This is a genomic window from Phycisphaerae bacterium, from assembly GCA_012729815.1.
Taxonomy (GTDB): Bacteria; Planctomycetota; Phycisphaerae; order JAAYCJ01; family JAAYCJ01; genus JAAYCJ01.
On record JAAYCJ010000127.1, the window covers coordinates 1 to 22,659 of the forward strand.

General features: G+C 64.0%; 20 protein-coding genes. 7 read left to right on the forward strand and 13 right to left on the reverse strand.

Features of this window, described 5'->3' with window-relative positions; translation table 11 throughout:
- Nucleotides 1-147 precede the first annotated feature (147 nt).
- From GXY33_08710 to groL (GXY33_08745), 8 genes are all read right to left on the reverse strand, one after another.
- On the reverse strand, nt 148-1,041 hold the full coding sequence (locus GXY33_08710; GenBank protein NLX05211.1) for a hypothetical protein: 894 nt from the start codon (nt 1,039-1,041) through the stop codon (nt 148-150).
- 183 nt (nt 1,042-1,224) lie between these two features.
- A complete protein-coding gene (locus GXY33_08715; GenBank protein NLX05212.1) occupies nt 1,225-2,241 on the reverse strand; it encodes a Gfo/Idh/MocA family oxidoreductase in 1,017 nt (338 codons plus the stop codon).
- A 172-nt stretch (nt 2,242-2,413) separates the two neighbouring features.
- Complete coding sequence (locus tag GXY33_08720) at nt 2,414-2,737, reverse strand: zinc ribbon domain-containing protein (GenBank protein NLX05213.1); 324 nt, start codon at nt 2,735-2,737, stop codon at nt 2,414-2,416.
- An 18-nt stretch (nt 2,738-2,755) separates the two neighbouring features.
- Nucleotides 2,756-3,349, reverse strand: coding sequence for a nucleotide exchange factor GrpE (locus tag GXY33_08725; GenBank protein NLX05214.1), 594 nt, complete (start codon nt 3,347-3,349; stop codon nt 2,756-2,758).
- A gap of 33 nt (nt 3,350-3,382) precedes the next feature.
- Nucleotides 3,383-4,513, reverse strand: coding sequence for a molecular chaperone DnaJ (gene dnaJ, locus GXY33_08730; GenBank protein NLX05215.1), 1,131 nt, complete (start codon nt 4,511-4,513; stop codon nt 3,383-3,385).
- A gap of 100 nt (nt 4,514-4,613) precedes the next feature.
- Complete coding sequence (gene groL, locus GXY33_08735) at nt 4,614-6,221, reverse strand: chaperonin GroEL (protein NLX05216.1); 1,608 nt, start codon at nt 6,219-6,221, stop codon at nt 4,614-4,616.
- Nucleotides 6,222-6,241: 20 nt separating this feature from the next.
- Nucleotides 6,242-6,532 (reverse strand): co-chaperone GroES, encoded by a 291-nt coding sequence (locus GXY33_08740; protein ID NLX05217.1) that lies wholly within the window; start codon nt 6,530-6,532, stop codon nt 6,242-6,244.
- A gap of 67 nt (nt 6,533-6,599) precedes the next feature.
- The gene (gene groL / locus GXY33_08745) at nt 6,600-8,294 is read right to left on the reverse strand and encodes a chaperonin GroEL (protein ID NLX05218.1); all 1,695 of its coding nucleotides are present in this window, start codon (nt 8,292-8,294) and stop codon (nt 6,600-6,602) included.
- 473 nt (nt 8,295-8,767) lie between these two features.
- Here groL (GXY33_08745) and GXY33_08750 point away from each other — a divergent pair, with 473 nt between their 5' ends.
- From GXY33_08750 to GXY33_08780, 7 genes are all read left to right on the forward strand, one after another.
- Nucleotides 8,768-9,892 (forward strand): PKD domain-containing protein, encoded by a 1,125-nt coding sequence (locus GXY33_08750; protein ID NLX05219.1) that lies wholly within the window; start codon nt 8,768-8,770, stop codon nt 9,890-9,892.
- Nucleotides 9,893-10,004: 112 nt separating this feature from the next.
- Complete coding sequence (locus tag GXY33_08755; GenBank protein NLX05220.1) at nt 10,005-11,183, forward strand: PKD domain-containing protein; 1,179 nt, start codon at nt 10,005-10,007, stop codon at nt 11,181-11,183.
- Between the two features lie 295 nt (nt 11,184-11,478).
- The gene (locus GXY33_08760; protein ID NLX05221.1) at nt 11,479-12,276 is read left to right on the forward strand and encodes a hypothetical protein; all 798 of its coding nucleotides are present in this window, start codon (nt 11,479-11,481) and stop codon (nt 12,274-12,276) included.
- Between the two features lie 33 nt (nt 12,277-12,309).
- A complete protein-coding gene (locus tag GXY33_08765; GenBank protein ID NLX05222.1) occupies nt 12,310-12,564 on the forward strand; it encodes a small basic protein in 255 nt (84 codons plus the stop codon).
- 88 nt (nt 12,565-12,652) lie between these two features.
- Nucleotides 12,653-13,786, forward strand: a complete 1,134-nt coding sequence (locus GXY33_08770) for an aminotransferase class I/II-fold pyridoxal phosphate-dependent enzyme (GenBank protein ID NLX05223.1) — start codon at nt 12,653-12,655, stop codon at nt 13,784-13,786.
- Between the two features lie 150 nt (nt 13,787-13,936).
- Nucleotides 13,937-14,680: a ribonuclease III gene (rnc, locus tag GXY33_08775; protein ID NLX05224.1), complete on the forward strand. Its 744-nt coding sequence runs from the start codon at nt 13,937-13,939 to the stop codon at nt 14,678-14,680.
- 70 nt (nt 14,681-14,750) lie between these two features.
- Nucleotides 14,751-15,836 carry an NTP transferase domain-containing protein gene (locus GXY33_08780; protein NLX05225.1) on the forward strand — a complete coding sequence of 362 codons (1,086 nt, stop codon included), beginning with the start codon at nt 14,751-14,753 and terminating at the stop codon, nt 15,834-15,836.
- A 29-nt stretch (nt 15,837-15,865) separates the two neighbouring features.
- On the opposite strand, the gene GXY33_08785 is transcribed toward GXY33_08780, so the two are convergent.
- The 5 genes from GXY33_08785 to GXY33_08805 form a co-directional block, all read right to left on the reverse strand.
- Complete coding sequence (locus tag GXY33_08785; GenBank protein ID NLX05226.1) at nt 15,866-16,699, reverse strand: TIM barrel protein; 834 nt, start codon at nt 16,697-16,699, stop codon at nt 15,866-15,868.
- Nucleotides 16,700-16,806: 107 nt separating this feature from the next.
- Entirely contained in the window at nt 16,807-18,738 is a 1,932-nt protein-coding gene (locus tag GXY33_08790; protein NLX05227.1) for a hypothetical protein, read from the reverse strand.
- A 233-nt stretch (nt 18,739-18,971) separates the two neighbouring features.
- Nucleotides 18,972-21,209 carry a hypothetical protein gene (locus GXY33_08795; GenBank protein NLX05228.1) on the reverse strand — a complete coding sequence of 746 codons (2,238 nt, stop codon included), beginning with the start codon at nt 21,207-21,209 and terminating at the stop codon, nt 18,972-18,974.
- A gap of 13 nt (nt 21,210-21,222) precedes the next feature.
- Complete coding sequence (locus GXY33_08800; protein NLX05229.1) at nt 21,223-21,939, reverse strand: prepilin-type N-terminal cleavage/methylation domain-containing protein; 717 nt, start codon at nt 21,937-21,939, stop codon at nt 21,223-21,225.
- A gap of 27 nt (nt 21,940-21,966) precedes the next feature.
- Nucleotides 21,967-22,659 (reverse strand): LacI family transcriptional regulator (locus tag GXY33_08805; protein NLX05230.1); only part of this gene is annotated, 693 nt, incomplete at its 5' end.

The following is a 22,659-nucleotide window of genomic DNA, read 5'->3' on the forward strand; positions in this document are numbered from 1 at the left end:
GAACGCATAGCCCCCCATCAAGGCAAGGAATTTCCGACCACCCGCCGAGAATCCGGAATGACACGCCCACGATCCCATTCCCGCGCAAAGCAAGTCCCCGCGAAGGCGGGGACTGCGATCCGGCTGCTTTCCTCCGGCACATGAATATTACTCAGAGGCATTTGCCCCCTCGTACGACGGCAACTGATCGGGCGACACGATTTCTGTGGAGAGGTCACCATAGACGACATGGTAGTCGCGTCCGTCTTCGACCTTCCACCAGCAGACCGGCGTCCGGCTCTCGTCCACGCGGGCGCCGGCTCCGGCGTAGTGCCAGTCGCGGTTGGTGGCGATCAGGTACTCCACGAGCAACAGACCTCTATCCACCCGCATCCGCTTCTCCAGCATCGCCTTGGACTCTTCGGGGGATGCATGCGACGATGAGCCCGAGCCGATACGCTCGCCCTGGCCCGAACCCAAGCTGACCGAGGCCTGGCCGCTGTGCTGGAACCCGAAACTTGGAGCGGCCTCTCGCGTCAACTCATCGGGAAATGCTCCGTCCAACTCATCCGTCCATAGCCGCAGGGCCTCGAGCAAGTCTTTTTCATCCGGCAGGGCCGCCGATATCTGTTCACGTGTCACTTCGTAGCCTTCCGGCGGCTCGACGCTGAACAGGCTCGCTTCGTATTCCTCGTTCCAGACAAAGTCGGTGAAGGTCCAGACGGACTTGACCGTCGTGCCGCCGACGCCTTGCCCCCCTTCGGAGATGATCTCGATCCGTACGGGCATCGCGGTCGAAGCATCGGCCCAGACGGTAGTGGTCTGGGTCTGGTCGACCACGCGAAACCCCTCAGCCGCCGTGCCGTCGATCTCCTGAAAACCGATGTATTCGCCCTTCGCTCGAGTTATGGCCTCCAGGGCTTCGAATGGAATGGGAGGGATCGGAGTATCCGGGCGGTCCACCTGCTCCAGAACGTACGCCTTTTTCAACTCAGGCGTCAGGTTCAGCGTCAGGCCTCGGCCGTAATCCACGATCTGGACCGTCTCGACCGGGCCGTTCATGTGCGATATAGACCCCGCGCGCACGCGCCGCGCAAGCGGAAAAACGGGGAAAAATCGCAGGCGGTTCGGTACTGGCGGCGGACAGCGGCTCAGACGCCGGCAACTGTGGCGGCAGCGTGCCAGGGACCGTCCCCCGTTCACCGGGTCACGATCAGCAAGCCGGCGTATCCTGGCCGCCTCTTGTCACCACACCTTGACCGGTACGCGGCGGCGCTTGCGCGAGCTTTCCATCGCGGCGAAGACCATGGCCAGGCTCTTGATGTTATCCTCGCACTCGGTCTGCGGCCGTTCGCCCGTGCGCAGAAAGCGCAGCATCTCGCGCAGGGCCCCGTGCATCGAGGTGTGCTCGACCGGTGAGCGCGTCACCTCCAGGTCGGTCAGTTCCGTGGCCACGCTCGTCGGGCCGACCAGCACCTGCCCGTACGGCAGTTGGTCGTTCTCGAAGAGCATCGTGCCGCGCTGCCCGATGACCCGCCAGTGGCCGTGCCAGCTCGTGTGGCACCCCTCGGCGCACCACGACCCGCGGTACGTGAACCGCACGCCGTCGCTCATCTCGAAGATGCAGTTGGCCGCCACGTCGCCCTTGTACCACGAGCCGGCCGGGTTGAACTCCTCGGCGTAGACCGACACCGGATCCTTGCCGCTGATCATCCGCGCCATGTCGAAGTGGTGGATCGACATGTCGAGGATCAGCGGGCTGGGCATGGCCTCGCGGAAACCGCCGAAGTGCACCGCCTTGAAGAAATCGCAGTTGATCGTGGTCAGCGGGCCCAGCTTGCCGGCGGCGACGGTCTGGGCCATCGTGTCGTTGTTGAAGTCCCACCGCCGCGACTGGCTGACCATGTACAGCTTGCCCGCGTCGCGGCTGGCCTGGACCATTCGCCTCGCCTCGGCCATCGTCGCGGCCATCGGTTTCTCGCCGATCACGTGCAGTCCGGCCTTCAGGGCCGCGCAGGTCACCCGGCAATGGGCTTCGGGAATGGTCAGATCGACCAGGAAATCCGCCTGGGTTCGCCGCAGCGTCCGGGCCAGATTGTCGCTGGCCTGGGCGGCCAGACCGAACTGGGCGATCCGCCTCTCGGCCGCTGCCTTGTTCAGGTCGACCACCGCCGCCACGTCGACGCTTTCAGCCTTCAGCGGAGGAAACCACGCCTCTGAGATTCCGCCGGCCCCAACCACGATCGCCCGAAATTCCGCCATGGTAGTATCCTCAATTCCGGAGTTTCTGCCGCATTCAATGACAATTGGGCGGAAGTGTAGCGAAGCGGCGGGCCAATTGCAACAGGAGGAACCAACCGGGCGCAGGAATCGGGGGCGGCCCAGACACCGGTCCAGAACGAACCTGCATCAGAAGCTGCGCGATCAGAACCGTTTAGTCGCTGGTGGACGGCGAGGCACCCGACGACTTGGCGCTCGACCCGCCATCGCCCGAGGATTTCGAACCCGACCCGCTGTCGGTCTTGCCCGAACTCGAACTGGACGTTTCGCTCCTGGCGCCCGACTTGTAGCTGTCGCTGCGATAGTCGGTGGCGTAGAAGCCCGAGCCTTTGAAGATCAATCCGCCTCCGGTCCCGATCAGCCGGCGAACCTTGTTCTTCCCGCAGACCGGGCACCGGCGGATCGGAGGAGCGGTGATGCTCTGGAACTCCTCGAACTTGTGCTGGCAGGCCTCACACCGATAGTCGTACGTTGGCATCTGCTTCTCCTCGCCTCATCACTGCGGCTGCGTCTCTGAATCCGCCGGGCGTTTGGCGACCACCACCCGGGCCGGACGGATCGTCTTGCCATCCGCGATATAGCCCCGGTTGACCACCTGGACCACCGTGTTCTCGGGATACTCATCGGTCGGCTGGTGCATTAGCGCCTCGTGATACAGCGGGTCAAACGGTTGGCCCACCGCCTCGATCGGCTCGATCCCGTACTGCCGAAGCAGTTCGAGCATCCGGCGGTGCACCATCGTCAGCCCCGCGTACAGGGCGTCCTGCTCGTCGTATCCGTGCTCCGCCCCCGCCTGGATCGCCCGATCCAGGTCGTCGATCACCGGGAACAGGAACTGCTCGATGGTGTCCACCTTGGTCCGCTCGACCAGGTCCTGGCGTTCCCTGGCCGACCGGCGCTGGTAGTTCTGCAGGTCAGCCAGGGCCCGCTGATAGCGGTCCTGGAACTGGTCCCGTTCCTGCTTCAGCTCGTCGCACAACCGAACGAGGGATTCAGGATCCCGCTCCGCCGGGACGTCTTCGCGCTGGGCGTCGACCTCCGGGTCCGGCGACTGGCTCTGCTGATTCTTTTCCTCATTCGCGTCTGCCATGGCTCAATACCGTGCTGTTTCTCTTTCCTTGGGTTACTTGGTTCCCAGATACGATTTGATCTTTTCCCAGAAACTCTCGGACTTCGGCATCGCGTTCTTGCGCTGCTCGGTGCCCGCGAATTCCCGAAGCAACTCCTCCTGGCGTTTGGTCAGGTGCCGCGGCACCTCGATGACCAGACGAACGATCAGGTCGCCCTTGCGCTTGCTCCGCAGGCTGGGCAGTCCGTGGCCTCGGAGCCGGATCAACTGGTCCGGTTGGGAACCGGCGTCGATCTCGACCGTCACCGGCTCGAAGAGCGTCGGGATATCCACCCGGTCGCCCAGGGCGGCCTGCGTGAAGCTGATCGGCAGGTCGAGGATCAACTCGCTCCCCTGCCGGACGAACAGCGGGTGAGGATCGACCCGCACCACGCAGTGCAGATCGCCCCGATGGCCCGACGAGCCCGGCTCGCCCTCGCCCCGAAGACGCAGCACCTGGCCGTCCTGAATGCCCGCCGGCACCGACACCGTCAACTTGCGCGACTGCAGGGTCCTGCCCGTCCCGCGGCACTCCTTGCAGTTGGCGGTGACCAGCTTGCCCCGGCCGTGACAGCGCGGGCACTCGCTGACCACGCGGCTCACGAAGAACCCGAACCCGGTCGCCTGCTCGACCCGGCCGTAACCGCCGCAGGTCGGGCAGGTCTTGACCTCGGTGCCCGGCTCGGCGCCATTGCCGCCGCACCGCGGACAGAACTCCTCCCGCTGAAACTCGATCTCCTTGTCGATGCCCGCAGCCACCTCGCCCAGGTTCACATGAATCTCGGTCTGAAGGTCGCTGCCGTATCCCGACCGCCGGCCGCCTCCGCCCATGCCGAACAGGTCGCCCAGCCCGAACATGTCGAAGATGTCCCGCAGGTCCATCGACCGGAAGTCGTGGACGTTGACCCCCGCTCCGCGCAGACCCTCATGCCCGTAGGCGTCGTAGGTCCGCCGCTTCTGGGCGTCCGAGAGCACCTCGTAGGCCTCGGCCGCCTCCTTGAACTTGACCTCGGCGTCGGCGTCCTTGTTCCGGTCCGGGTGATACTTCAGCGCCGCCTGACGCCAGGCCTTCTTGATCTCCTCCTGGCTCGCCTCTCGCGAGACGCCCAGGACCTCGTAATAGTCTCGCTTCGATGCCACCGGCATGTCGTTTCCAACGCGTGTAAAGAGCCCAAGCCACATCAAAAGATCGGGGCGGCGGACACCGAACCGGCATCAAGCCGCCCCGAAACTTTAGATTATAGGGTTAGCTCACGCTTCCGGCAACGGCCTTTTTGTTGTCCTTCAGCTCCGTCACCGTCACGTTGGTGGTCAGCAGCACGGAGGCCACCGACGCTGCGTTCTGCAGGGCCGACCGGGTCACCTTCGCCGGGTCGATAATCCCCGCCTTGACCATGTCCACGTACTCGCCGGTCAACGCGTTGTATCCGGTCTTGGCCGACTTCTCGCGGATGTCCTCCACGACCACCGAACCGTCGACGCCCGCGTTCTCCGCGATCTGACGCGCCGGGGCCTCCAGGGCCTTGATGACGATGTCGCAGCCGAACTTCTCGTCACCGCCGACCTTGTCGCGGAGTTTGCGGACCGCCTCGACCGCCCGAATGAACGCCACGCCGCCGCCGGGCACGATGCCTTCCTCGACCGCGGCCCGAGTCGCGTGCACGGCGTCCTCGATCAGGTCCTTCTTCTCCTTCATCTCGGTCTCGGTCGCCGCGCCGGCTTTGATCACCGCCACGCCGCCGGTCAGCTTCGCCAGACGCTCCTGGAGCTTCTCGCGGTCGTAGTCGCTGGTGGTCTTCTCGATCTGGAAGCGGATCTGTTCGGCCCGGGCCTTGATCTCCGACTTCTTGCCCGCGCCCTCGATGACCGTCGTGTTGTCCTTGTCCACCACGACCCGCCGGGCCTGGCCGAGCTGCGAGAGCTCGACGTTCTCCAGCTTGATCCCGAGGTCTTCGCTGATCATCTGGCCGCCGGTGAGCGTCGCGATGTCGCCCAGCATGGCCTTGCGGCGGTCGCCGAATCCCGGCGCCTTGACCGCGCAGACGTTCAGCACGCCGCGAAGCTTGTTGACCACCAGGGCCGCCAGCGCCTCGCTCTCGACGTCCTCAGCGATCAGCAGCAGCGGCTTGCCGACCCCGACGATCTTCTCCAGCAGCGGCACCAGCTCGCGGACGTTGGATATCTTCTTCTCGTGGATCAGGATGTACGCGTCCTCGAGGATCGCCTCCAGCGTGTTCGGGTTGGTCATGAAGTACGGCGAGATGAACCCGCGGTCGAACTGCATGCCCTCGACCACCGTCAGCTCGGTCTCCATCGACTTGCCTTCCTCGACGGTGATCACGCCTTCGGTCCCGACCTTGTCGATCGCCTGGGCGATCAGGCCGCCGGTCTCCGCGTCGTTGTTGGCTGAGATCGTCGCCACCTGCTTGATCGCCTCGCCCTTGACCTTCGTCGACTGGGCCTGGATCGCCTCGACCGCGGCCGCCACCGCCTTGTCGATCCCGCGCTTGATCAGCATCGGGTTCGCGCCGGCGGTCACCATCTTGAGGCCCTCAAGGTAGATCGCCTCGGCCAGCACCGTCGCCGTCGTCGTCCCGTCGCCCGCGACGTCCGACGTCTTCGACGCCGCCTCGTTGACCATCTTGGCCCCCATGTTCTCGAACGGGTCCGGCAGCTCGATCTCTTTGCTGACCGTCACGCCGTCCTTGGTGATCCGCGGCGAGCCGAAGCTCTTCTGAAGCACCACGTTCCGGCCCGTCGGCCCCATGGTCACCTTCACCGCCGACGCCAGCTTCGAAACGCCCTTGGCGACCGCGGCGTGCGCTTCCTGACTGAATTTCATCTGCTTTGCCATTGACTGCTCTCCTTATCTGGTCATTCCACGACGCCCAGGACGTCCGACTCGCGAAGGATCACGTACTTCTGCCCGTCGATCTCCACGTCGGTGCCGGCATACTTGCCGTAGTAGATCTTGTCGCCCGGCTTGACTTCCATCGGACCGCGCGCGCCGTCCTTGAGGGTCTTGCCCGGGCCCGCCGCCACCACCGTGCCCTGCTGCGGCTTTTCCTTCGCGGTGTCCGGCAGCACGATCCCGCCCGCCGTCTTCTCTTCCGCTTCCGACTGTTTCACCAGAATGCGATCGTCCAAAGGCCTGATCTTCGCCATGGTCTATCCTCCAGTTTTTCTGATATTCCAAGCCTTGATTACGGTGTCCGACAAAAAGGCTGGGGCATTACATCATGCCGCCCATGCCTCCCATACCCATACCGCCCATTCCGCCCATGCCCATGCCGCCGCCCATACCGCCCATCTCTTCCATGTCTTCGGGCGACGGGCCTTCGGATTCCTTCTTGGGCTTCTCAGCCACCGCGCAGTCGGTGGTCAGCAGCAGCGTCGCCACCGACACCGCGTTCTGCAGGGCCGTCCGGGTCACCTTGGCCGGGTCGATTACGCCGCTTTCCAGCAAGTCCTCGAACTTCTCGGTCAGGGCGTTGTAGCCGAACGAGACCTTCTTCTCGTTCATGACCTTCCGCATCACCACGCCGCCGTCCACGCCCGCGTTCTCCGCGATCTGCTTGAGCGGCGTCACCAGGGCCTTGCGGACGATCTCGACCGCCAAAGCCTCGTCGCCGTCGGCCTTCACCGAGTCCAGCGCCTTGGCCGCACGGAGCAGGGCCACGCCGCCGCCCGGCAGAATGCCTTCCTCGATCGCCGCCCGGGTCGCGTGCAGCGCGTCCTCGATCCGCGCCTTGGCCTCCTTCAACTCGACCTCGGTGGCCGCGCCGACGTTGATCTGGGCGATCCCGCCGGCCAGCTTGGCCTTGCGTTCCTGAAGCTTCTCGCGATCGTAGTCGCTGGTGGTCGCCTCGATCTCGCGGTCGATCTGGGCGATCCGTCCCTTGATCGCGTCGGTCGAGCCGGCCCCTTCGACAATTGTCGTGTTCTCGTTGTCAACCACGACCTTCTTGGCCGTGCCGAGATCCTGGAGGGTCACGCTGTCCAGCTCGATGCCCAGATCCTTGAAGATCGGCTTGGCGTCGGTCAGGATCGCGATGTCCTGCAGCATGGCCTTGCGGCGGTCGCCGTAGCCGGGCGCTTTGACCGCGCAGACGTTGATGATGCCGCGCAGCTTATTGACCACCAGCGTGGCCAGGGCCTCGCCCTCGATGTCCTCGGCGATAATCATCAGCGGCTTTTTCGACTGGGCCACCTTCTCCAGCAGCGGCACCAGCTTGGTAATCGCCGAAATCTTGTCTTCGTAGACCAAGATCATCGGCTTTTCGAACGTGCAGGTCATCGTGTCCTCGTCGGTCACGAAGTGGGGCGAGAGGTAGCCGCGGTCGAACTGCATGCCCTCGACCACGTCCACGTAAGTCTCGAGGCTCTTGCCTTCCTCGACCGTGATCACGCCCTCGCGTCCGACCTTGCGCATCGCCTCGGCAAGCTGCTTGCCCACCGTCGGATCGTTGTTGGCTGCGATGGTCGCCACCTGCTCGATCTCGGCGTCGCCCTTGACCGGCTTGGCCATCTTGCGGATCTCATCGACGATCGCCTTGGCCGCCTTCTCCATGCCCCGTCGCAGGCTCATCGCGTCCGCCCCGGCCGTCACCATCTTGAAGCCCTCGCGGAACAGGGCCTCAGCCAGGATCGTCGCCGTGGTCGTGCCGTCGCCCGCCACGTCGCTGGTCTTGCTCGCCGCCTCCTTGACCAGCTTGGCCCCCATATTCTCAAACTTGTTGCTCAGCTCGATCTCCTCGGCCACCGTCACCCCGTCCTTGGTCACCTTCGGAGCGCCCCACCCACGATCGATCACCGCCGTCTGTCCCTGTGGGCCCAGCGTGCTCTTGACCGCCCGAGCCAGCTTCTCCACCCCGGCCAGCAGGGCTTGACGGGCCTCCACTTCGAAAGCTAACTGCTTTGCTGCCATCGACTTATTCTCCTTAATAACCTGGGACCAACCCGTCCGACCCGCTCCCGGGCCCGGACCGATGTCTGTATGTACCGTAACGTAAACCAACCTTCGTGCAAAAGTCGTACCAAGCCTGACCACCAGCGACACAATCATCCGCTTCTTTTTTTAACATCCCGTCTACACAAGAGTTACAGACTCGTCTTTGGGCGGCTTATCTGCCCGACCGCCCCACCGGCGCCGACGTGCTGACATTATGACACGGGCCGGCCCGCCGTGACTGACACAATCGCCCCCCAGCCGCCCCACCGCACCACCGCAGGCTCAAAAGTCCTTGACCCACCGGCACTTGACAGATAAAGTTATGATTTAGGCCCGAAGACACCTACCTGCAGCAACCTTGACGGAAAGGCTGAACGATGCAAACCACGCGGCTCTCCGTGATTTCCTTTTCACCACGTCCGGGCTCTCTAGTTTCTATAGTGGCGATCATGGCCGTCGGCCTGGGCCTGCACGGTTGCGATCCCGGCATCTTCCCCCCAGCCGGCCTGAACGTCGTCATCACCGGCCTGACCAAAGTCGAGATCGGCAAGACGATCGAACTGACCGCCACCGCCACCGGAGCCGAAGGGACCGTCACCTTCCAGTGGACCGTCGAGGGGTCGGCTGAGCTTTCCGATCCCAACTCCGCCGTCACGGAGTTGACGGGCACCGGTGAGGGTCTGGTCACCGTCAACGTCACCGCCACCGACCAGACTTCCGGCGAGACCGACACCGACGTCGCCACCGTCCAGGTCGTCCCGCCTCCACCGGATGAACTGGCCGTCCTGGCCTCCGCCGACCCCAACCAAGCCGTCGTCGGCGACACCGTCACCCTCACCGCGCAGGTCGTCGACGCCACGGGAACCTTCGAGTACCTCTGGACCCAGACCGACGGACCCGACGTGACCATCGACGACGCCGATACCGATGAGGCCTCCGTCACCTTTGACGAACCCGGCGAGTACACCTTCAACGTCGCCGTCGAAACCGATGGGGCCGAAGGGGAAGCCGAAGTCGACGTGCTCGTCGTGGCCGTCATCGAAGCCGCCTTCACGTTCTCGCCCGACAGCCCGGTGCCCGGCCAGAGCGTCACCTTCGACGCCGGACAGAGCAACACCGCCGAAGGAACCCTGACCACCTACACCTGGGACTTCGACGACGGCACCCTCCCGGCCAGCGTCTCGGAGCCCGTCACCGAACACACCTTCCTGGTGGGCGGCACGTACCACGTCACCCTCACCGTCCGCAACAGCGACGGCGATACCGACGAGATTTCGCACGACGTTGAGGTTCAAGCCGTTGACGTCGGCCCCACCGCCCGACTGACCGTCACCCCCTCATCGCCCAAGCTCGGCCAGGCCGCTACCTTCAACGGCAGCGCCAGCGAGGATCCCGACGGCCCGATCGTCAACTACCACTGGGACTTCGGTGACGGCGCCTCCATCAGCACCGGCAACGTTTCATCGACGACCCACATCTACGGGCGCACGGGCGAGTTCACCGCCACCCTCACCGTCACCGACAGTTCCGGCCTGACCGATGAGGCGCAGCAGACGTTCGAGGTCATTCGCTAGGCGGGCTCGCGATCCAAACGCCCTTGACCCGCTCGCGACGGGCGGGTAGATTCAGATTGTGCGCAGACGGGGGATTTGCGCCGCCAACATCTGCATCAGAGGGGGGATTGTCATGACCGCCTGGACCCGCCGTTGTGTCCGCCTTGCCGGCCTGTCCGTACTCGCGTCGTTTGCGATCGTCCTGTCCGGATGCCCGGCTCCGATGGGCTTTAACGTCTCGATCAGCGGAGGCGGTCAGCTTCAGGTCAACCAGACCGTCCAGTTGGCCGCCAACGTCACCGGGGCCGAAGGCAACGTCACCTACGCATGGACCGCCAACGGTCCCGGTGTGATTACCGACCCGACCTCCGCGACCACCGGCCTGACCGGCACCGCCCCAGGCACCGTCACCGTCACCGTCCAGGCCACCGACGAGGCGACCGGCAACACGGTCAGCGACTCGATCGCCCTGCAGGTCACCGGCGCCGCGCCGCCCGAAGAACTCCAGATCACCGCGACGGCTGAGCCCGACGTCGTGGGCATCGGAGAGACCGTCGATCTGACCGGTGACGTCACCGGAGGACAGCAGCCGTTCACCTTCGCCTGGACCCAGACCGGCGGACCCGTTGTCACCATCGCCAATAGCAATCAGGCCAACCCCAGCGTGACCCTCAGCGAAGTGGGCACCTACACCTTCGAAGCGGAGGTCACCGACGCCGTCGGAGCCGTCGCCGCTGATGCGGTCTCCGTCAACGTCCAGGAGGAGCCGCCCCTTCAAGCCGACTTCACCTTCACCCCGGCCAGTCCCGTCGTCAACCAGGCGGTCCGCTTCGACGCCAACGACACCATCGCCACCAGCCGGATTTCCACCTTCGCCTGGAACTTCGGCGATGGAAGCGAGATCGTCGACACCGACCAAGCCGTCACCGACCACACCTTCCGCCAGCAGGGCCGCTTCAACGTGCAACTCACCGTCACCGACGAGTTCGGCCGGACCAATTCCATCACCCGCGAAGTCGCCGTCTCCCCGGCTGGCATTCCGCCCATTGCCCGCTTCACCGTCGTGCCTCCCGACGGCGTCGTCGGCCAGACCGTCACCTTTGACGCCACCACCAGCGAAGATCCCGATGGCCAGATCGTCGAGTATCAGTGGAGCTTCGGCGACGGGGCCGCGGTCACCAGCGGCGCGGTTCCTCAAACCACGCACGTCTACGGCCGCGGAGGGACCTTTACCGCCACGCTGACCGTCACCGACAGTTCCGGCCTGGTGGATGACGCCGAACAACTCGTGGTCATCAGCCAGGAAAGCTGAGCCGCACCTTTCAGGTTGTGGCCACCGCAACCGACCACGGACCGGCCTGAGACACCGGCAGCGGCATCAGCGGTATACAAATATGCCGGCAGCAAACACTTATGATACCCATCCGGCGTTCGACCACAACGGATGCCTCCACCGCTTTTCCGGACTGTGCCTTGACAATCGGAGCGTTTCACGTAAAGTTATGTACAAGCGGCGGTTGTGCCTTAGGGACGTTCCGAAAGACGTCCAGCCGCCGCCGGACCGGACGGATCGGCCACACAACACCTCCGTAGTCAGGACGACGGACATGGGCAAGAAAGAACTCCTGTTCGAACTCATGAAAGACCCCGGCGACCAGCCCCAGCCCGAGCCTCAGGGCTTCTGGCAGCGGCTTCGGGCCAAACGGTACGGCACCGAGCAGCCTGCGCAACCCGCGCCCGTGCCGGTCGAACCGCCCTCGGAAACCGGCGAGGCCCCGCCGCCGCCCGTCGCCGACCCGACACCCTATGATCGCGGTCCCTCCGAAGTGCGGCGGATATCGTTGAATACGCCCACCGTCGTCGGCGCGGTGGTCCTGGCGCTGCTGGTCTTCTTCATCGGATACCTGGCTGGACGCAGCGGCACCGATCAGGACGAGACGGCCGAGCGATCGCAGGCCCAAATCAATGAGATCGCCGACCGCGACCCGCAGGAGGACGTCCTTCAGGCCCTGCCTCCGGTGCCTCGGAACGCCCAGCAGGCCCGGGTCGAGCCGGCGGCGGCGACGCCTCCCGCCCGCACCGCCCCCATCGAGGCCGATTCCGGCGAAAAAAAGGCTAGAAATCCTGCCCTCAATTACCTTATAATACAAAGATTTCCGACCGAGGAGTCGGCCCTGCGGGCTCAAAGGTTCCTCACGGAAAAAGGCGTGGAGACCACGATCGAGGGCCAGGGACGGTTCTTCGAGCTGGTCAGCGTGAAGGGATTTAACTTCCCGACCGAACGCGACCAGTTCGATCGTTTCCAGCAGGCGATCAAGGTCTACGGCCGGCAATACGCCAGGACGCCGGGCGGCGACGCCGACTTTGAAACGTGTTACGCGAAAAAAGGCAGTCTGTTTAACTGAGCCTTCGGGCCGGACAATCAGGAGTAGCTTTCGATGTCATTGGACAGGTCACTGAAGTCGAGATCGGCGCTGGTGCGTTCCCGCAATGTTCTGACCCGCGCGGAGCGCCTGGTGGTGTTGAAGGAAGAGGAACGCTGGGGCGAGGAGAAGACCGTTTTCGGGCTCCCCAAGGTCCGCGTTCGGCGGGCCAAGGCGGGCAAGGCCAAAGCCGCTGCAGAAAAGGCCGCTGAAGAGACCGCCGCGCCCGCTGCTGCCCCCGCCGCCGCAGGCGCCAAGAAGGGCAAGTAAGCCCGTCCGTTTTCGATTTTACCTCTGAGCCGGCCGCCGCTTCCACGGCGGCCGATTCTCTAGCGCCTTGTGAGCGAGGGATACGACCATGACCAGTTTGCCCATTGCCTCCCGCTGCCGCGACATTGACGCCTCCGGCATCCGCAAAGTCTTCGAACTGGCCGAGCAGCGCCGGCGGGACGGGGTCGAGCTGGTGGACCTGTCCATCGGCCAACCCGACTTTCCCGTCCCGGACGTGATCAAGCAGGCCGCGGTCGAGGCTATCGGGGCCGACTTCAACGCCTACACCGTCACCCAGGGCATTCAGCCGCTACGGGACAAGGTCGCCGGCATGGTCCGCGAGCGGATCGGCGTCGATCCCGAAGCCGTCATGATCACCTCCGGTGTCAGCGGCGGCCTTCTGCTGGCCCTGTTGGCCACGGTCGGCCCCGGCGACGAGGTCATCATCGTCGATCCCTTCTTCGTCATGTACAAGCACCTGGTCACCCTGGCCGGCGGCAAGAGCGTCATCCTCAGCAGCTACGACGACTTCTCGCTGCCTTTGGATCGGATCGCCGACGCGATCAATGACCGGACCAAGGTCATCCTGCTGAACTCCCCATGCAACCCCACCGGCTGCGTCTACGGCGAGGGTGAACTCCGGCAACTGGCCGAACTGGCCGAAAAGCACAACCTCCTGGTCGTCTCGGATGAGATCTATCGCTGCCTGTGGTATGACCAGCCGCCGGCCAGCATCGTCAAGATGATCCCCCACCGGTCGATCCTGCTCGATGGTTTCTCCAAGAGCCTGGCCCTGACCGGATGGCGGGTCGGCTACGCCACCGGTCCCCGCCAGATCCTGGAGCAGATGACCAAGCTCCAGCAATACACCTTCGTCTGCGCCCCGTCGTTCGCCCAGAAGGCGACCATGGCCATGGACCAGTTCGACCTGGAACCGATCCGGCAACAGTACGCCAGACGCCGCGACCTGGTCTACGAAGGCCTCAAGGACCACTTCGAGGTCGTTCGTCCCGGCGGCGGGTTCTACATCTTCCCGAAGGCCCCCATCCAGCCGGCCGCCAAATTCGTCGAGATGGCCCTGGAGCGTAACGTCCTGGTCATCCCGGGAAAGGTCTTCAGCGAGCACGACACCCACTTCCGGATCAGCTACGCCCGTCGCGAAGAGGAACTGGCCCGCGGGGTCGAGATTCTCCGCGATCTGGCCGGCCGTATCGGCCGCTGAAACCCGAATAAGCCGCTTAATCGCCCGCCCTCATCTGTCGATCTATTTGTCAGATGAACATCTGGTGCGTATAATCGTACAGGACGTTTTACAAATGCCTGTAATTGGTTATTGATTAATTTTATCGTTTGCCATCTCTGATGATAGTTAATGGGTAATCTCGACGTGAACACGCTCAATGGTGTATCGCCTTCCGACGCACTGGAACGCTGTGAGGAGGCGATCGGCTACAAATTCAAGGATCAGCAGCTCTTGCGGGCCGCCTTGACCCACGCCTCGAGCGCCAATTCCCGCGTGGAAAGCAATGAGCGCCTTGAGTTTCTGGGCGATGCGGTCCTCGCCCTGATCGTCTGCGACGAGCTGTACACCCAGTTTCCCGAGGCCCTGGAGGGCGACCTGACCAAGGTCAAATCGGCGGTGGTCTCGCGGCGGATATGCGCCCACCTGAGCAAGGCCGCCGGGCTGGAGGACCTGATTTTTCTTGGCAAGGGCATGATCGGGCGCAGCGGCCTGCCGACCTCGCTTCTGGCGGCGGTCTTCGAATCCCTCATTGCCGCCGTATACCTTGACAGCGATTTCGAGACGGTCAAGTCCCTGGTGCTCCGGCTGATCCGTCCGGTAATCGACGAGGTCACCAAGTCCAAGATGCACCAGAACTACAAGTCGCAACTCCAGCAGTATGCCCAGCGGGAAATGGAAGTAACTCCGATCTACGAGGTCCTCGACGAAAAGGGACCGGACCACAGCAAGTGCTTCGAGATCTGCGTGCGGCTCTCCGATCGGCGGTTCGATTCGGCCTGGGGCACGAGCAAGAAGGAAGCCGAGCAGTACGCCGCCGAAAAGGCCCTCGACGCCCTTGGCCTGCTGGACAAGTCTCCTCACCCAGCCAATTGACGGTTGCCCGCCCATAGCCGCTCCGCTAGAATGCCCTCGTGGGAACACGAATTGTCCACGGGAGGACTCCATGTCGAAATACGCGGTGATCATGGCGGGCGGTCCCGGCACGCGGCTGTGGCCGATGAGCCGCAAGTCGCGACCCAAGCAGCTTCTGCCGTTCGGGCCCGAAGGACGCTCGCTGCTGCGGACAAGCCTCGAACGGCTGACCGGCACGTTCGACGGCGAGCACATCTACGTGATTGCCGGCGCCGACCATCTGGAGGCCATCCGCACCGAGCTTCCGGAACTGCCGGAGGCCAATCTGATCGGCGAACCGGTCCCGCGCGACACCGCCAATGCGATCGCTCTGGCCTGTGCGGTGATCTCGCAGCGAGACCCGCAGGGCACGATCGCCGTGGTGACGGCCGACCACATCATCGAACCGGTGGACCGCTTCCAGAAGGTCATCGAAACCGCAATGGCGCGGGTTGAGCGCCATCCGGACTACCTCGGCACGTTCGGAATCAAGCCGACCTGGGCCCACCCGGGTCTCGGCTACATCCATCGCGGCCCGAAGCTCGATGACGGCGACGTTCCAACCTTTGAGGTCCGGGCCTTCAAGGAAAAGCCCGATCCGGCGACGGCCCAGCGGTATCTGGCCGATGGCGAGCACTACTGGAACTCGGGCATGTTCGTCTGGAAGGCCAAAACCATCATGGACCAGCTTCACCGGCATCTGCCGCAGAATACCGAGCGGCTGGTGGATCTGGCCAGATCCTTCGGCCGGCCCGAATGGCCCATCAAGGCGGCTGAGGTCTACGAACCACTCGACAAGATCAGCATCGACTACGCCGTGATGGAGAAAGCCCAGAAGGTTCTGGTCGTCGAGATGGACTGCCGGTGGGCCGACGTGGGAAGCTGGGTCGAGCTGCGCAACGTGACCGGCACCGACGGCTTCGGTACCGCCGCCCTGGCCAATAAGCTGGTGCCCATCGACAGCAACGACAACGTCGTGGTCAGTTCCGACGACGACCACCTGATCGCCACGATCGGCGTCCGCGACGTGATCGTCGTCCACACGCCGGATGCTACCCTCATCTGCGCCAAGGACCAGGCCCAGAAGATCAAAGACCTGGTCAAAAAACTCGAACTCGACTTCGAGACGCACACGTAGAGCCGGGACGCCTGCGATCCGGCACCGCCCTACCTGAGCGGGATGCCGTTCCGCTTGCAGATGTCCTTGACCGCCTGGACGGCCGCTTTGAAGCGGTCCGGGCCGGTGAACCCGGCGAACTGGCCCGCCTTGGTCAGGTGCGGCTCCATGGTCATGAACCCGTCGAACCCGTCCTTCCACGCGTCGGCCAGCGTCTTTTCGACCTCGCCGTCGCCCTCGCCGCACGGCACCACATGCTCGCCCCGTTTGTAGTCCTTCAGGTGGAAGCACTTGGTGTACTTCTTGAGCGGCATCCAGCAGTTCTCGAACACGTCGGTCACGCCGCTGTGGACGAAGTTGGCCGGATCGTAGCAGTTGATCATGTGCGGGCCGTAAAGCCGGGCCATGATCTGCTCGCACCGCTCCGGCAGATCGCCGTAGATGCCGTACTCGTTCTCGTGGACCAGGACGAGGTTCGGATGGTTCGCTGCGATCCATTCGACCCAGCCGGCCATCCGCCCGAGCACCTCCTGGCCGTAGGTCGCGATCGACTGGCCCTCCGGCGGATAGTACGAAAACACGCGGATGTACTTGGCGTCGAACGCCTCGGCCAACTCCGCCCCTCGCTTGAGCCGTTCCAACTCGAGTTTCATTTCCTTGTCGATCGCGCTCTTGCCGATCGGCGACCCGATGGCTGCGATGGCGAACCCGCGGTCCTTGAGCGTGCCCTGGATGCGGCCGACCTGCTGGTCGGTCAACTCCATCACATTGGCTCCCCAGGCCCCGCGAAGGTCGATCCAGCGAATCCCGCACTCGCCCAGAACGTCGAGCTGTTCATCCAGTTCCGGCGATATCTCATCGGCAAACGCGCTCAGTACGGGCATGACGGTCCTCCTTCCAGCCGCAACGCGGCAGTTCCCGTTTTCTCCCTTATCATCGCCACCGCCGGTCAGCGGTGCAACCTCCAAACCGGCAGTTTCGCACTGAGACCCTACGTCCAGTTCACTTCCCGCCAACTTACCTGCCGTGGGCCTAAATGCACTTCCAGTAGCCCGCAACCCCGATCGTCAATCTCCAGTGGCCCGGCCTCTCCGCAGTCTTCAGCCCTCACCGTCGCCTTTCGTCCTTCCCGCCAACCCGCCAGCTCCAGCGGCAGCAGGAATCGCGCGCATTGCGGCCGGTCCGATGGGTTGAACAATACCGCGACCGCGCAAGGATTGTCGTGTGGGTGGCAGTGCATGACCCCGTCGATACCGCGACAGTCCGGGGTGCCCAACGTCACCGTCCGGGCGGTCAGCAGCCGCCGGTACGTCCGATAAAAACCGATCCAGCGTTCCACCACCGCCCGGCTCTTGGGCCCGCTGTACAGGTGCTTGCCGTGCAGACAGCCGGTAAACCCCAGCCCAAGGTGGGTCGCCAGGGCATGCTCAAGCCGGTCCAATTCGTGTTCCGGATCGCCCACCATCGACGGTCGGCCTCCGCCGTACATCGTCCCAACCGACATGAACCCCCACCGGCACGAGGGCGGCAGTTGGTCGTTGGCCGCGACCAGATTGGCCCGAAACTGGGTGATCTGATCCAGACCCTTCAGCACCGACATGTCATCCTCGGTATACCCGCCGGGGATCTGGCCCACCCCGTCGAACAGTCGCGAGGCGACGGTCGGGCTCTGAACGAACACGCCGCGCTCGGCCATCTGGCGGTTGAACCGCTGCTCCCACGCCCAGTTCTCAAGGCATGCCGTCTCCGGCGATCCATGTCCGTGCGACGCCTCGAAACACACTTGCGAATACGGCGGCCCGTCGGTCTGCAGCGCCCGGACGCCCAGTCCCAGCAGCCAGTCGATCTTCCGCCGAAAATGCTCACCCCACGGCGAAGAGAGACACATGTTGCCGATCGAGCCCGGACTGTATCGCCGGCCCTCGATCCCCAGAAACTGCCAATCCGGATGCTCCTGGACGATCCGGCTGTCCGGCGTGGCGATGCACTCGCCGACGTAGAAACCGATCTCGACGCCCCGCTGCTCCGCGTACCGGCAGAGTTCACGGACGTCCTGCTCGCCGCGAGGAAACAGCTTGGGACTCAGTTCCAGATCGCCGTAACTCCACCCCTCAGCCACGAACAGCAGAACCACCTCAACCCCCACCGCCGCCGCCTCGTCGATGCTCGCCCGCAGTTCGTCGAGGTCGGCCCATCCGTCCGCCTGCTGGAGGATCTTCGGCCGACACGTGTGCGGAGCGAAAGCGTGGACCAGATCATGCCGCGCCGCGGTGCGCCACTGCCGATCGGACGGGCAGACCGCGGTCATCAGCCGGAAGCTCTCGCACGATTGGCCCGGGCCAAGCGGCTGCTCGTATCGCACCGTCCGCGGGATCGCCCTCGCCGGAAACCGCTGGTCATTGTCGACCAAACACTCCGTATCGAACCCGGACCACATGACCTCCATTTCCAGCCGGTTCGGATACACCGCCTCGAGCGCCGTTCGCGTGATCCGCAGCGGCCCGTCCGAAACGTTGACGGCGGTCAGCCACGTCCGCATCAGCGGCTGATCGCCGATCAGCTCGGCGTGCAGCGTCACCTCGACGCGAGGTAGCCCCTCACCCGGCGCAAGGACAAAGTCAACGCCATGCGAACCGTCACCCGTCCACCGCCTGACGTCGCGGACCGCGAACACGCCGCGGATCATCCCCTCCTCCGGCGGATCGACCGTCCGCGAAATCGGCAGATCCACCCCGTCCACCGCCACCAGACCGTCGAGCGGCCACCACGGATGCCAGTGCATCGCCTCCAGCCACGGCCCCCCTTCCCGCGGCCGGATCGCATACTCCGTCGTCGCCAGACCGTCCACGATGCACCACGACCGGCGAATCCAGTTGTTCTCAAGCGTCACATGGGCAAGGCCAGGCAGTTGTCCGGTTGGCATGAGGTACTTCCTTTTCCGAACGACTCACAAGTAAAGCACCGGTAAATCAGGGACGGATCATGAGTTCCATCGGATTTCGGGCCGTAGGATAAGCGAGACCAGAGTGCGTATCCACTGGAAAAACGCATTGATGTTCAATGCACTGGGTCCGTCGACGGATCAGGGGCTCACGAGTCAGCGATCCGAAAGGCCAACGTCTTCCGGTATGCCTGGTTCCGCTGACCGTCGATGAGTCACTCGCCGGAGGAAACAGCCCACGGGCTCCCAGCCAACAACCCAAAGATGACCCCGCGCTCCGCAAGCCTCACTGCCGTGACGGGTTCACCCGGCTGAAGGTTCAACTGATCTTCAAAGGTCAGAACCGTCCCTTCATGATCGGTCCAAACCCCACGAACCGGCCGGTCGGTCACGTTCACAGCGGTGACCAGGAAAAGGGGACATTCTACTTTTTCTCTTTTCGAAAAAGTAGAATGTCCCCTTTTTATCGGTGCAGTTCGGACGATGACACCACTGAGGTTTTTTTGCGTTTCGGGATCCACGAAGCGGATTGGTGATGTGACTTCCCGCTGCTGCAGCGCGTTGCGCAGGCGATCGGTAAAGGCTGGTGCGTTGGGGTCGGCGACGTTGAGCGGGGAGATGGAGACGTCCTTGCGCGGATGATGGTAGGCATCGAACTTCGCGAAATCGGGGCCGATGGTGATCAGCGACTTTCCCGCCCGCTGGACCCACGGCAGGGCGTCCATCGCGTCCTGCGGAAGGTGCGCGACGCCGGGCAGGATCAGGACCGACGCGCTGGGATGTCGCTTCTGCACCTGGCCGGCGGAGAGCATCTGCTCGGTAACGATGCCGAATGGGATGTTCATCTCGAGGAGGGCTGAGGCCGTCCGGGTCAACAGATCGGCGTGATCCGAATCGCGCAGGACCGACGTCCGCGAATAGAGGATGGTTGCGCGGACCGGAGCTTCGCGCAGTGCGACGATTTCGGGCATGAGGCGCATCAGATCCAGACCCGTACGCAGGTACTCTTCGGTCGGGCCCGGCCGATAGCTCCAGTTGCCGACGAAGTACTCGCGGCTGTCCCTTCCCCAAATCCACGCGATCGAGGCGTCCAGGCCATAGAGGGCGGCGAGCCAGAGGTCACGGCGCACCTTGCCTTGCGGTTGGTCGTTGGTCGAGCCGTCGCCGAGGAAGTGGTGCTCGCTATTGACGAGCGGTTTGGCGGCGATGCTCTTGAACAGAAAATAGCTCGGGCCCGCGCCGTCGTCGGTTCCGGCCAAGTCGGCGGTCCGCTGGATCAGTTCCGGGTCGATGCCCTGCATCACGTCGTAGGGCCTGAACGAGCGGGTCAGCAACTTGGCGTGGGTCAGCTTGTCCGGCGCCGCGGCGTGGACGCGCTCACCCAGCCATTCGATAAAACTCGCGATCCGCTCGTCGTTGAATCGCATCCAGTCGTAGGAGCCCGGCGGGTCGATGTAATTGTCCTCGTTGGGATTGGAGTAGACGGACGTTTCGCTCCAGTCCTTGTACTCCGTGCCCCACCGCTCGTTGAGCTTCTCGACGGTTCCGTGCCGGCTGATCAGGAAGCTTCGCCACAGCCGCTTGGTGTCCGGATCGGCGGTCCAGAAGAAGAAACTCGGTTCGTTGATGAGGCAGGCCGACCAGAAGGCCTTGGTGTCGGCCAACTCCCGAACTGCGCGTTCGATCCACCCGGCCATCAGAGCCCGCGGCTTTGGGTCGTTGATCGGCCAGCCGAGAAACCCGCCCAGTTGGATTCGCCAGCGGGGATTGGCTTCGAAAGCCCAACCGGGCATGTAGTGGGGCGAGACGATCACGTCGGTCAAAACACCCAGTTCGCCCGCGCGGCCGATGGACCGGCGCATGTTGTCGATCCACGCTTGGTTCCACTGGCCCTCGGCTGGGACGATTCCCGGCCACCAGAGCTGGGCCTGGCAATAGTTGATCCCCATTTGGGCCAGGAGCTCTATGTCGTTCTGCACGTGCGTGTCATGGCCGAAGCCGAACAGGAAGACCGGCCGATCCTCCTGGCGGCCGTCGGACCACTGCACCTTCTGGGCCAGATGCTCGCGAACGATTCGAGGCAGCTCTGAGGCGACCCGGCGCGGCGAATCCACGGGCGCCGCCCTGCCATTCTCAATGGCCTTGAGCCGACCGGATTCTTCGGCGACGATTCGGGCGAGGTCTCTGGCCGCGTAGGCCCCCAGCGTATCCGGGTGCTTCTCGGCGTCCTCTTTAAAATAGTCCATGAACCGGGCCGCGAGAGCGACGCGCATCCGGCCGTAGGGATCAAGCCGGCCCTCGGTCTCAAGCTTCTCGGCCAGACCCGACAGTTGCTCTACAGCACCGGCCAAACCCTCCTGCGTGGTCGTCTGCGCCCACGCCGCGGCACACCCGACCACACAAACAAGACCCACAAGCGCGCAGAGCGAACCGCCATGTCTGAAACCATGCATCGACAACTCCTGCTCAGAGACCCGGCACCGACGCCGCGTTATACGGATACCAGTACGGATGCACCGGAAGAAGAACCACATGCCCATCGGTGTGCAGCACGTTCACCGTCGACTGGATCAGGCTGAACCCGCCCTGCACCTGACCGTCGTGGTTCCAGTACCAGCCGAGCTGCGGTGACCAGCCCTGCTGATCCGTCATGATCGCGCTCGTCGGGTCGCTTAGCGTCTTGACTCGTACAGCGTGTACCGATCGGTCCGGATCGAGACCGTAACTGCCCAGATACGCGTAGCTGATGCCCAGACTTTCCTTCCACGGAGGCCACGCGCGAGCCCGCGACCGATAGACCTCCAGCGGACAGTAGAATAAAGACTCGGCCTTCATGTACGTCGGGTAGACCAGATCGACGAACGGACCGGCGTTCGAGAAGAACCCGCCGTATTCCGAGGCGTCAGCGTTGCCCAACTCCACCGGCCACCACCACCAGCTCGGCAGCCGCCCGGTGCACGGAAAGAAGTCGCTGCTGTCCGACGCGTACGCGACCAGGGCGACGCCCCACTGCCTCGCCTGGCTCCCGCAGACCATGAGCTTGGCCTGATGGCGGGCCTCCTGCAGCGCGGGCAGCAGGATCGCCACGAGCACGGCAATGATCGCAACGACCACCAGCAGCTCAATCAGGGTGAAACCATCGGCCGCTGATCTCCGCTGCGAACGCCGCGTTGATCCGAACATGGTTCAGCTCCTGTTCGTCGCGAAAGACTACAGCCGTCGCACCGTCCGGCCCTCGATCAGTTGCGTTTCGACCGTCACCCGCATCGCCGCCTGGGTCGGGTCCTTTAATCGAGCGACCAGCCGCTCCACAGCCAGACGCCCTTCATCCTCAAAACGCACCCGAATTGTCGTCAGCGGCGCAATATCATCCGGCGCCGTCATCCCGTCGAAACCGGTGATCGAGACCTGCTCCGGACAACGGTACCCGTTTCGCCGAAGCCAGCGGTATACCATAAACGCCGTCGTGTCGTTCGTGCAGACCACAGCCGTGACGCCGCCGTCAATCCATCCGCGCAGCACTTCGAGATCCGCATCGCGCGCGAAGCCATACTCCTTGGGACGAATCACCAGCTCGTCGCGCCGCGAAAGGCCCGCCTCGAACAACCCCGCCACATAACCCCGCAGCCTCTCCCGGCAAACCGACGTCTCGATGTTCGCGTCAACGTACCCGATCGACCGATGGCCCAGACCGTGAAGATGACGAATCATCGCGGCAATCCCATCGGTGTTGTCCGGACCGATGCAGTCCACGGGCAGTCCCGGATGATGATGCGCGAGACCCACACAGGTGAAACTCTCGGCAAGCCGTTCCACCACCTCTTCGGGGTAGGAGCCGACCAGAATCACCCCCTGGACCCGCCCAGCCCGCATGACCTCCGGCTGGTGCTCCGGACGGTCCAC

What these genes read in the sequence shown, in the direction of transcription:
- GXY33_08725 (NLX05214.1), bottom strand. Translation starts at nt 3,349, where the DNA reads ATGGCAGACGCGAATGAGGAAAAGAATCAGCAGAGCCAGTCGCCGGAC.
- GXY33_08715 (NLX05212.1), bottom strand. Translation starts at nt 2,241, where the DNA reads ATGGCGGAATTTCGGGCGATCGTGGTTGGGGCCGGCGGAATCTCAGAG.
- dnaJ (NLX05215.1), bottom strand. Translation starts at nt 4,513, where the DNA reads ATGCCGGTGGCATCGAAGCGAGACTATTACGAGGTCCTGGGCGTCTCG.
- GXY33_08710 (NLX05211.1), bottom strand. Translation starts at nt 1,041, where the DNA reads ATGAACGGCCCGGTCGAGACGGTCCAGATCGTGGATTACGGCCGAGGC.
- GXY33_08790 (NLX05227.1), bottom strand. Translation starts at nt 18,738, where the DNA reads ATGCCAACCGGACAACTGCCTGGCCTTGCCCATGTGACGCTTGAGAAC.
- rnc (NLX05224.1), top strand. Translation starts at nt 13,937, where the DNA reads ATGGGTAATCTCGACGTGAACACGCTCAATGGTGTATCGCCTTCCGAC.
- GXY33_08800 (NLX05229.1), bottom strand. Translation starts at nt 21,939, where the DNA reads ATGTTCGGATCAACGCGGCGTTCGCAGCGGAGATCAGCGGCCGATGGT.
- groL (NLX05216.1), bottom strand. Translation starts at nt 6,221, where the DNA reads ATGGCAAAGCAGATGAAATTCAGTCAGGAAGCGCACGCCGCGGTCGCC.
- GXY33_08740 (NLX05217.1), bottom strand. Translation starts at nt 6,532, where the DNA reads ATGGCGAAGATCAGGCCTTTGGACGATCGCATTCTGGTGAAACAGTCG.
- GXY33_08780 (NLX05225.1), top strand. Translation starts at nt 14,751, where the DNA reads ATGTCGAAATACGCGGTGATCATGGCGGGCGGTCCCGGCACGCGGCTG.
- GXY33_08785 (NLX05226.1), bottom strand. Translation starts at nt 16,699, where the DNA reads ATGCCCGTACTGAGCGCGTTTGCCGATGAGATATCGCCGGAACTGGAT.
- groL (NLX05218.1), bottom strand. Translation starts at nt 8,294, where the DNA reads ATGGCAGCAAAGCAGTTAGCTTTCGAAGTGGAGGCCCGTCAAGCCCTG.
- GXY33_08795 (NLX05228.1), bottom strand. Translation starts at nt 21,209, where the DNA reads ATGCATGGTTTCAGACATGGCGGTTCGCTCTGCGCGCTTGTGGGTCTT.
- GXY33_08765 (NLX05222.1), top strand. Translation starts at nt 12,310, where the DNA reads ATGTCATTGGACAGGTCACTGAAGTCGAGATCGGCGCTGGTGCGTTCC.
- GXY33_08770 (NLX05223.1), top strand. Translation starts at nt 12,653, where the DNA reads ATGACCAGTTTGCCCATTGCCTCCCGCTGCCGCGACATTGACGCCTCC.
- GXY33_08760 (NLX05221.1), top strand. Translation starts at nt 11,479, where the DNA reads ATGGGCAAGAAAGAACTCCTGTTCGAACTCATGAAAGACCCCGGCGAC.
- GXY33_08755 (NLX05220.1), top strand. Translation starts at nt 10,005, where the DNA reads ATGACCGCCTGGACCCGCCGTTGTGTCCGCCTTGCCGGCCTGTCCGTA.
- GXY33_08720 (NLX05213.1), bottom strand. Translation starts at nt 2,737, where the DNA reads ATGCCAACGTACGACTATCGGTGTGAGGCCTGCCAGCACAAGTTCGAG.
- GXY33_08750 (NLX05219.1), top strand. Translation starts at nt 8,768, where the DNA reads ATGGCCGTCGGCCTGGGCCTGCACGGTTGCGATCCCGGCATCTTCCCC.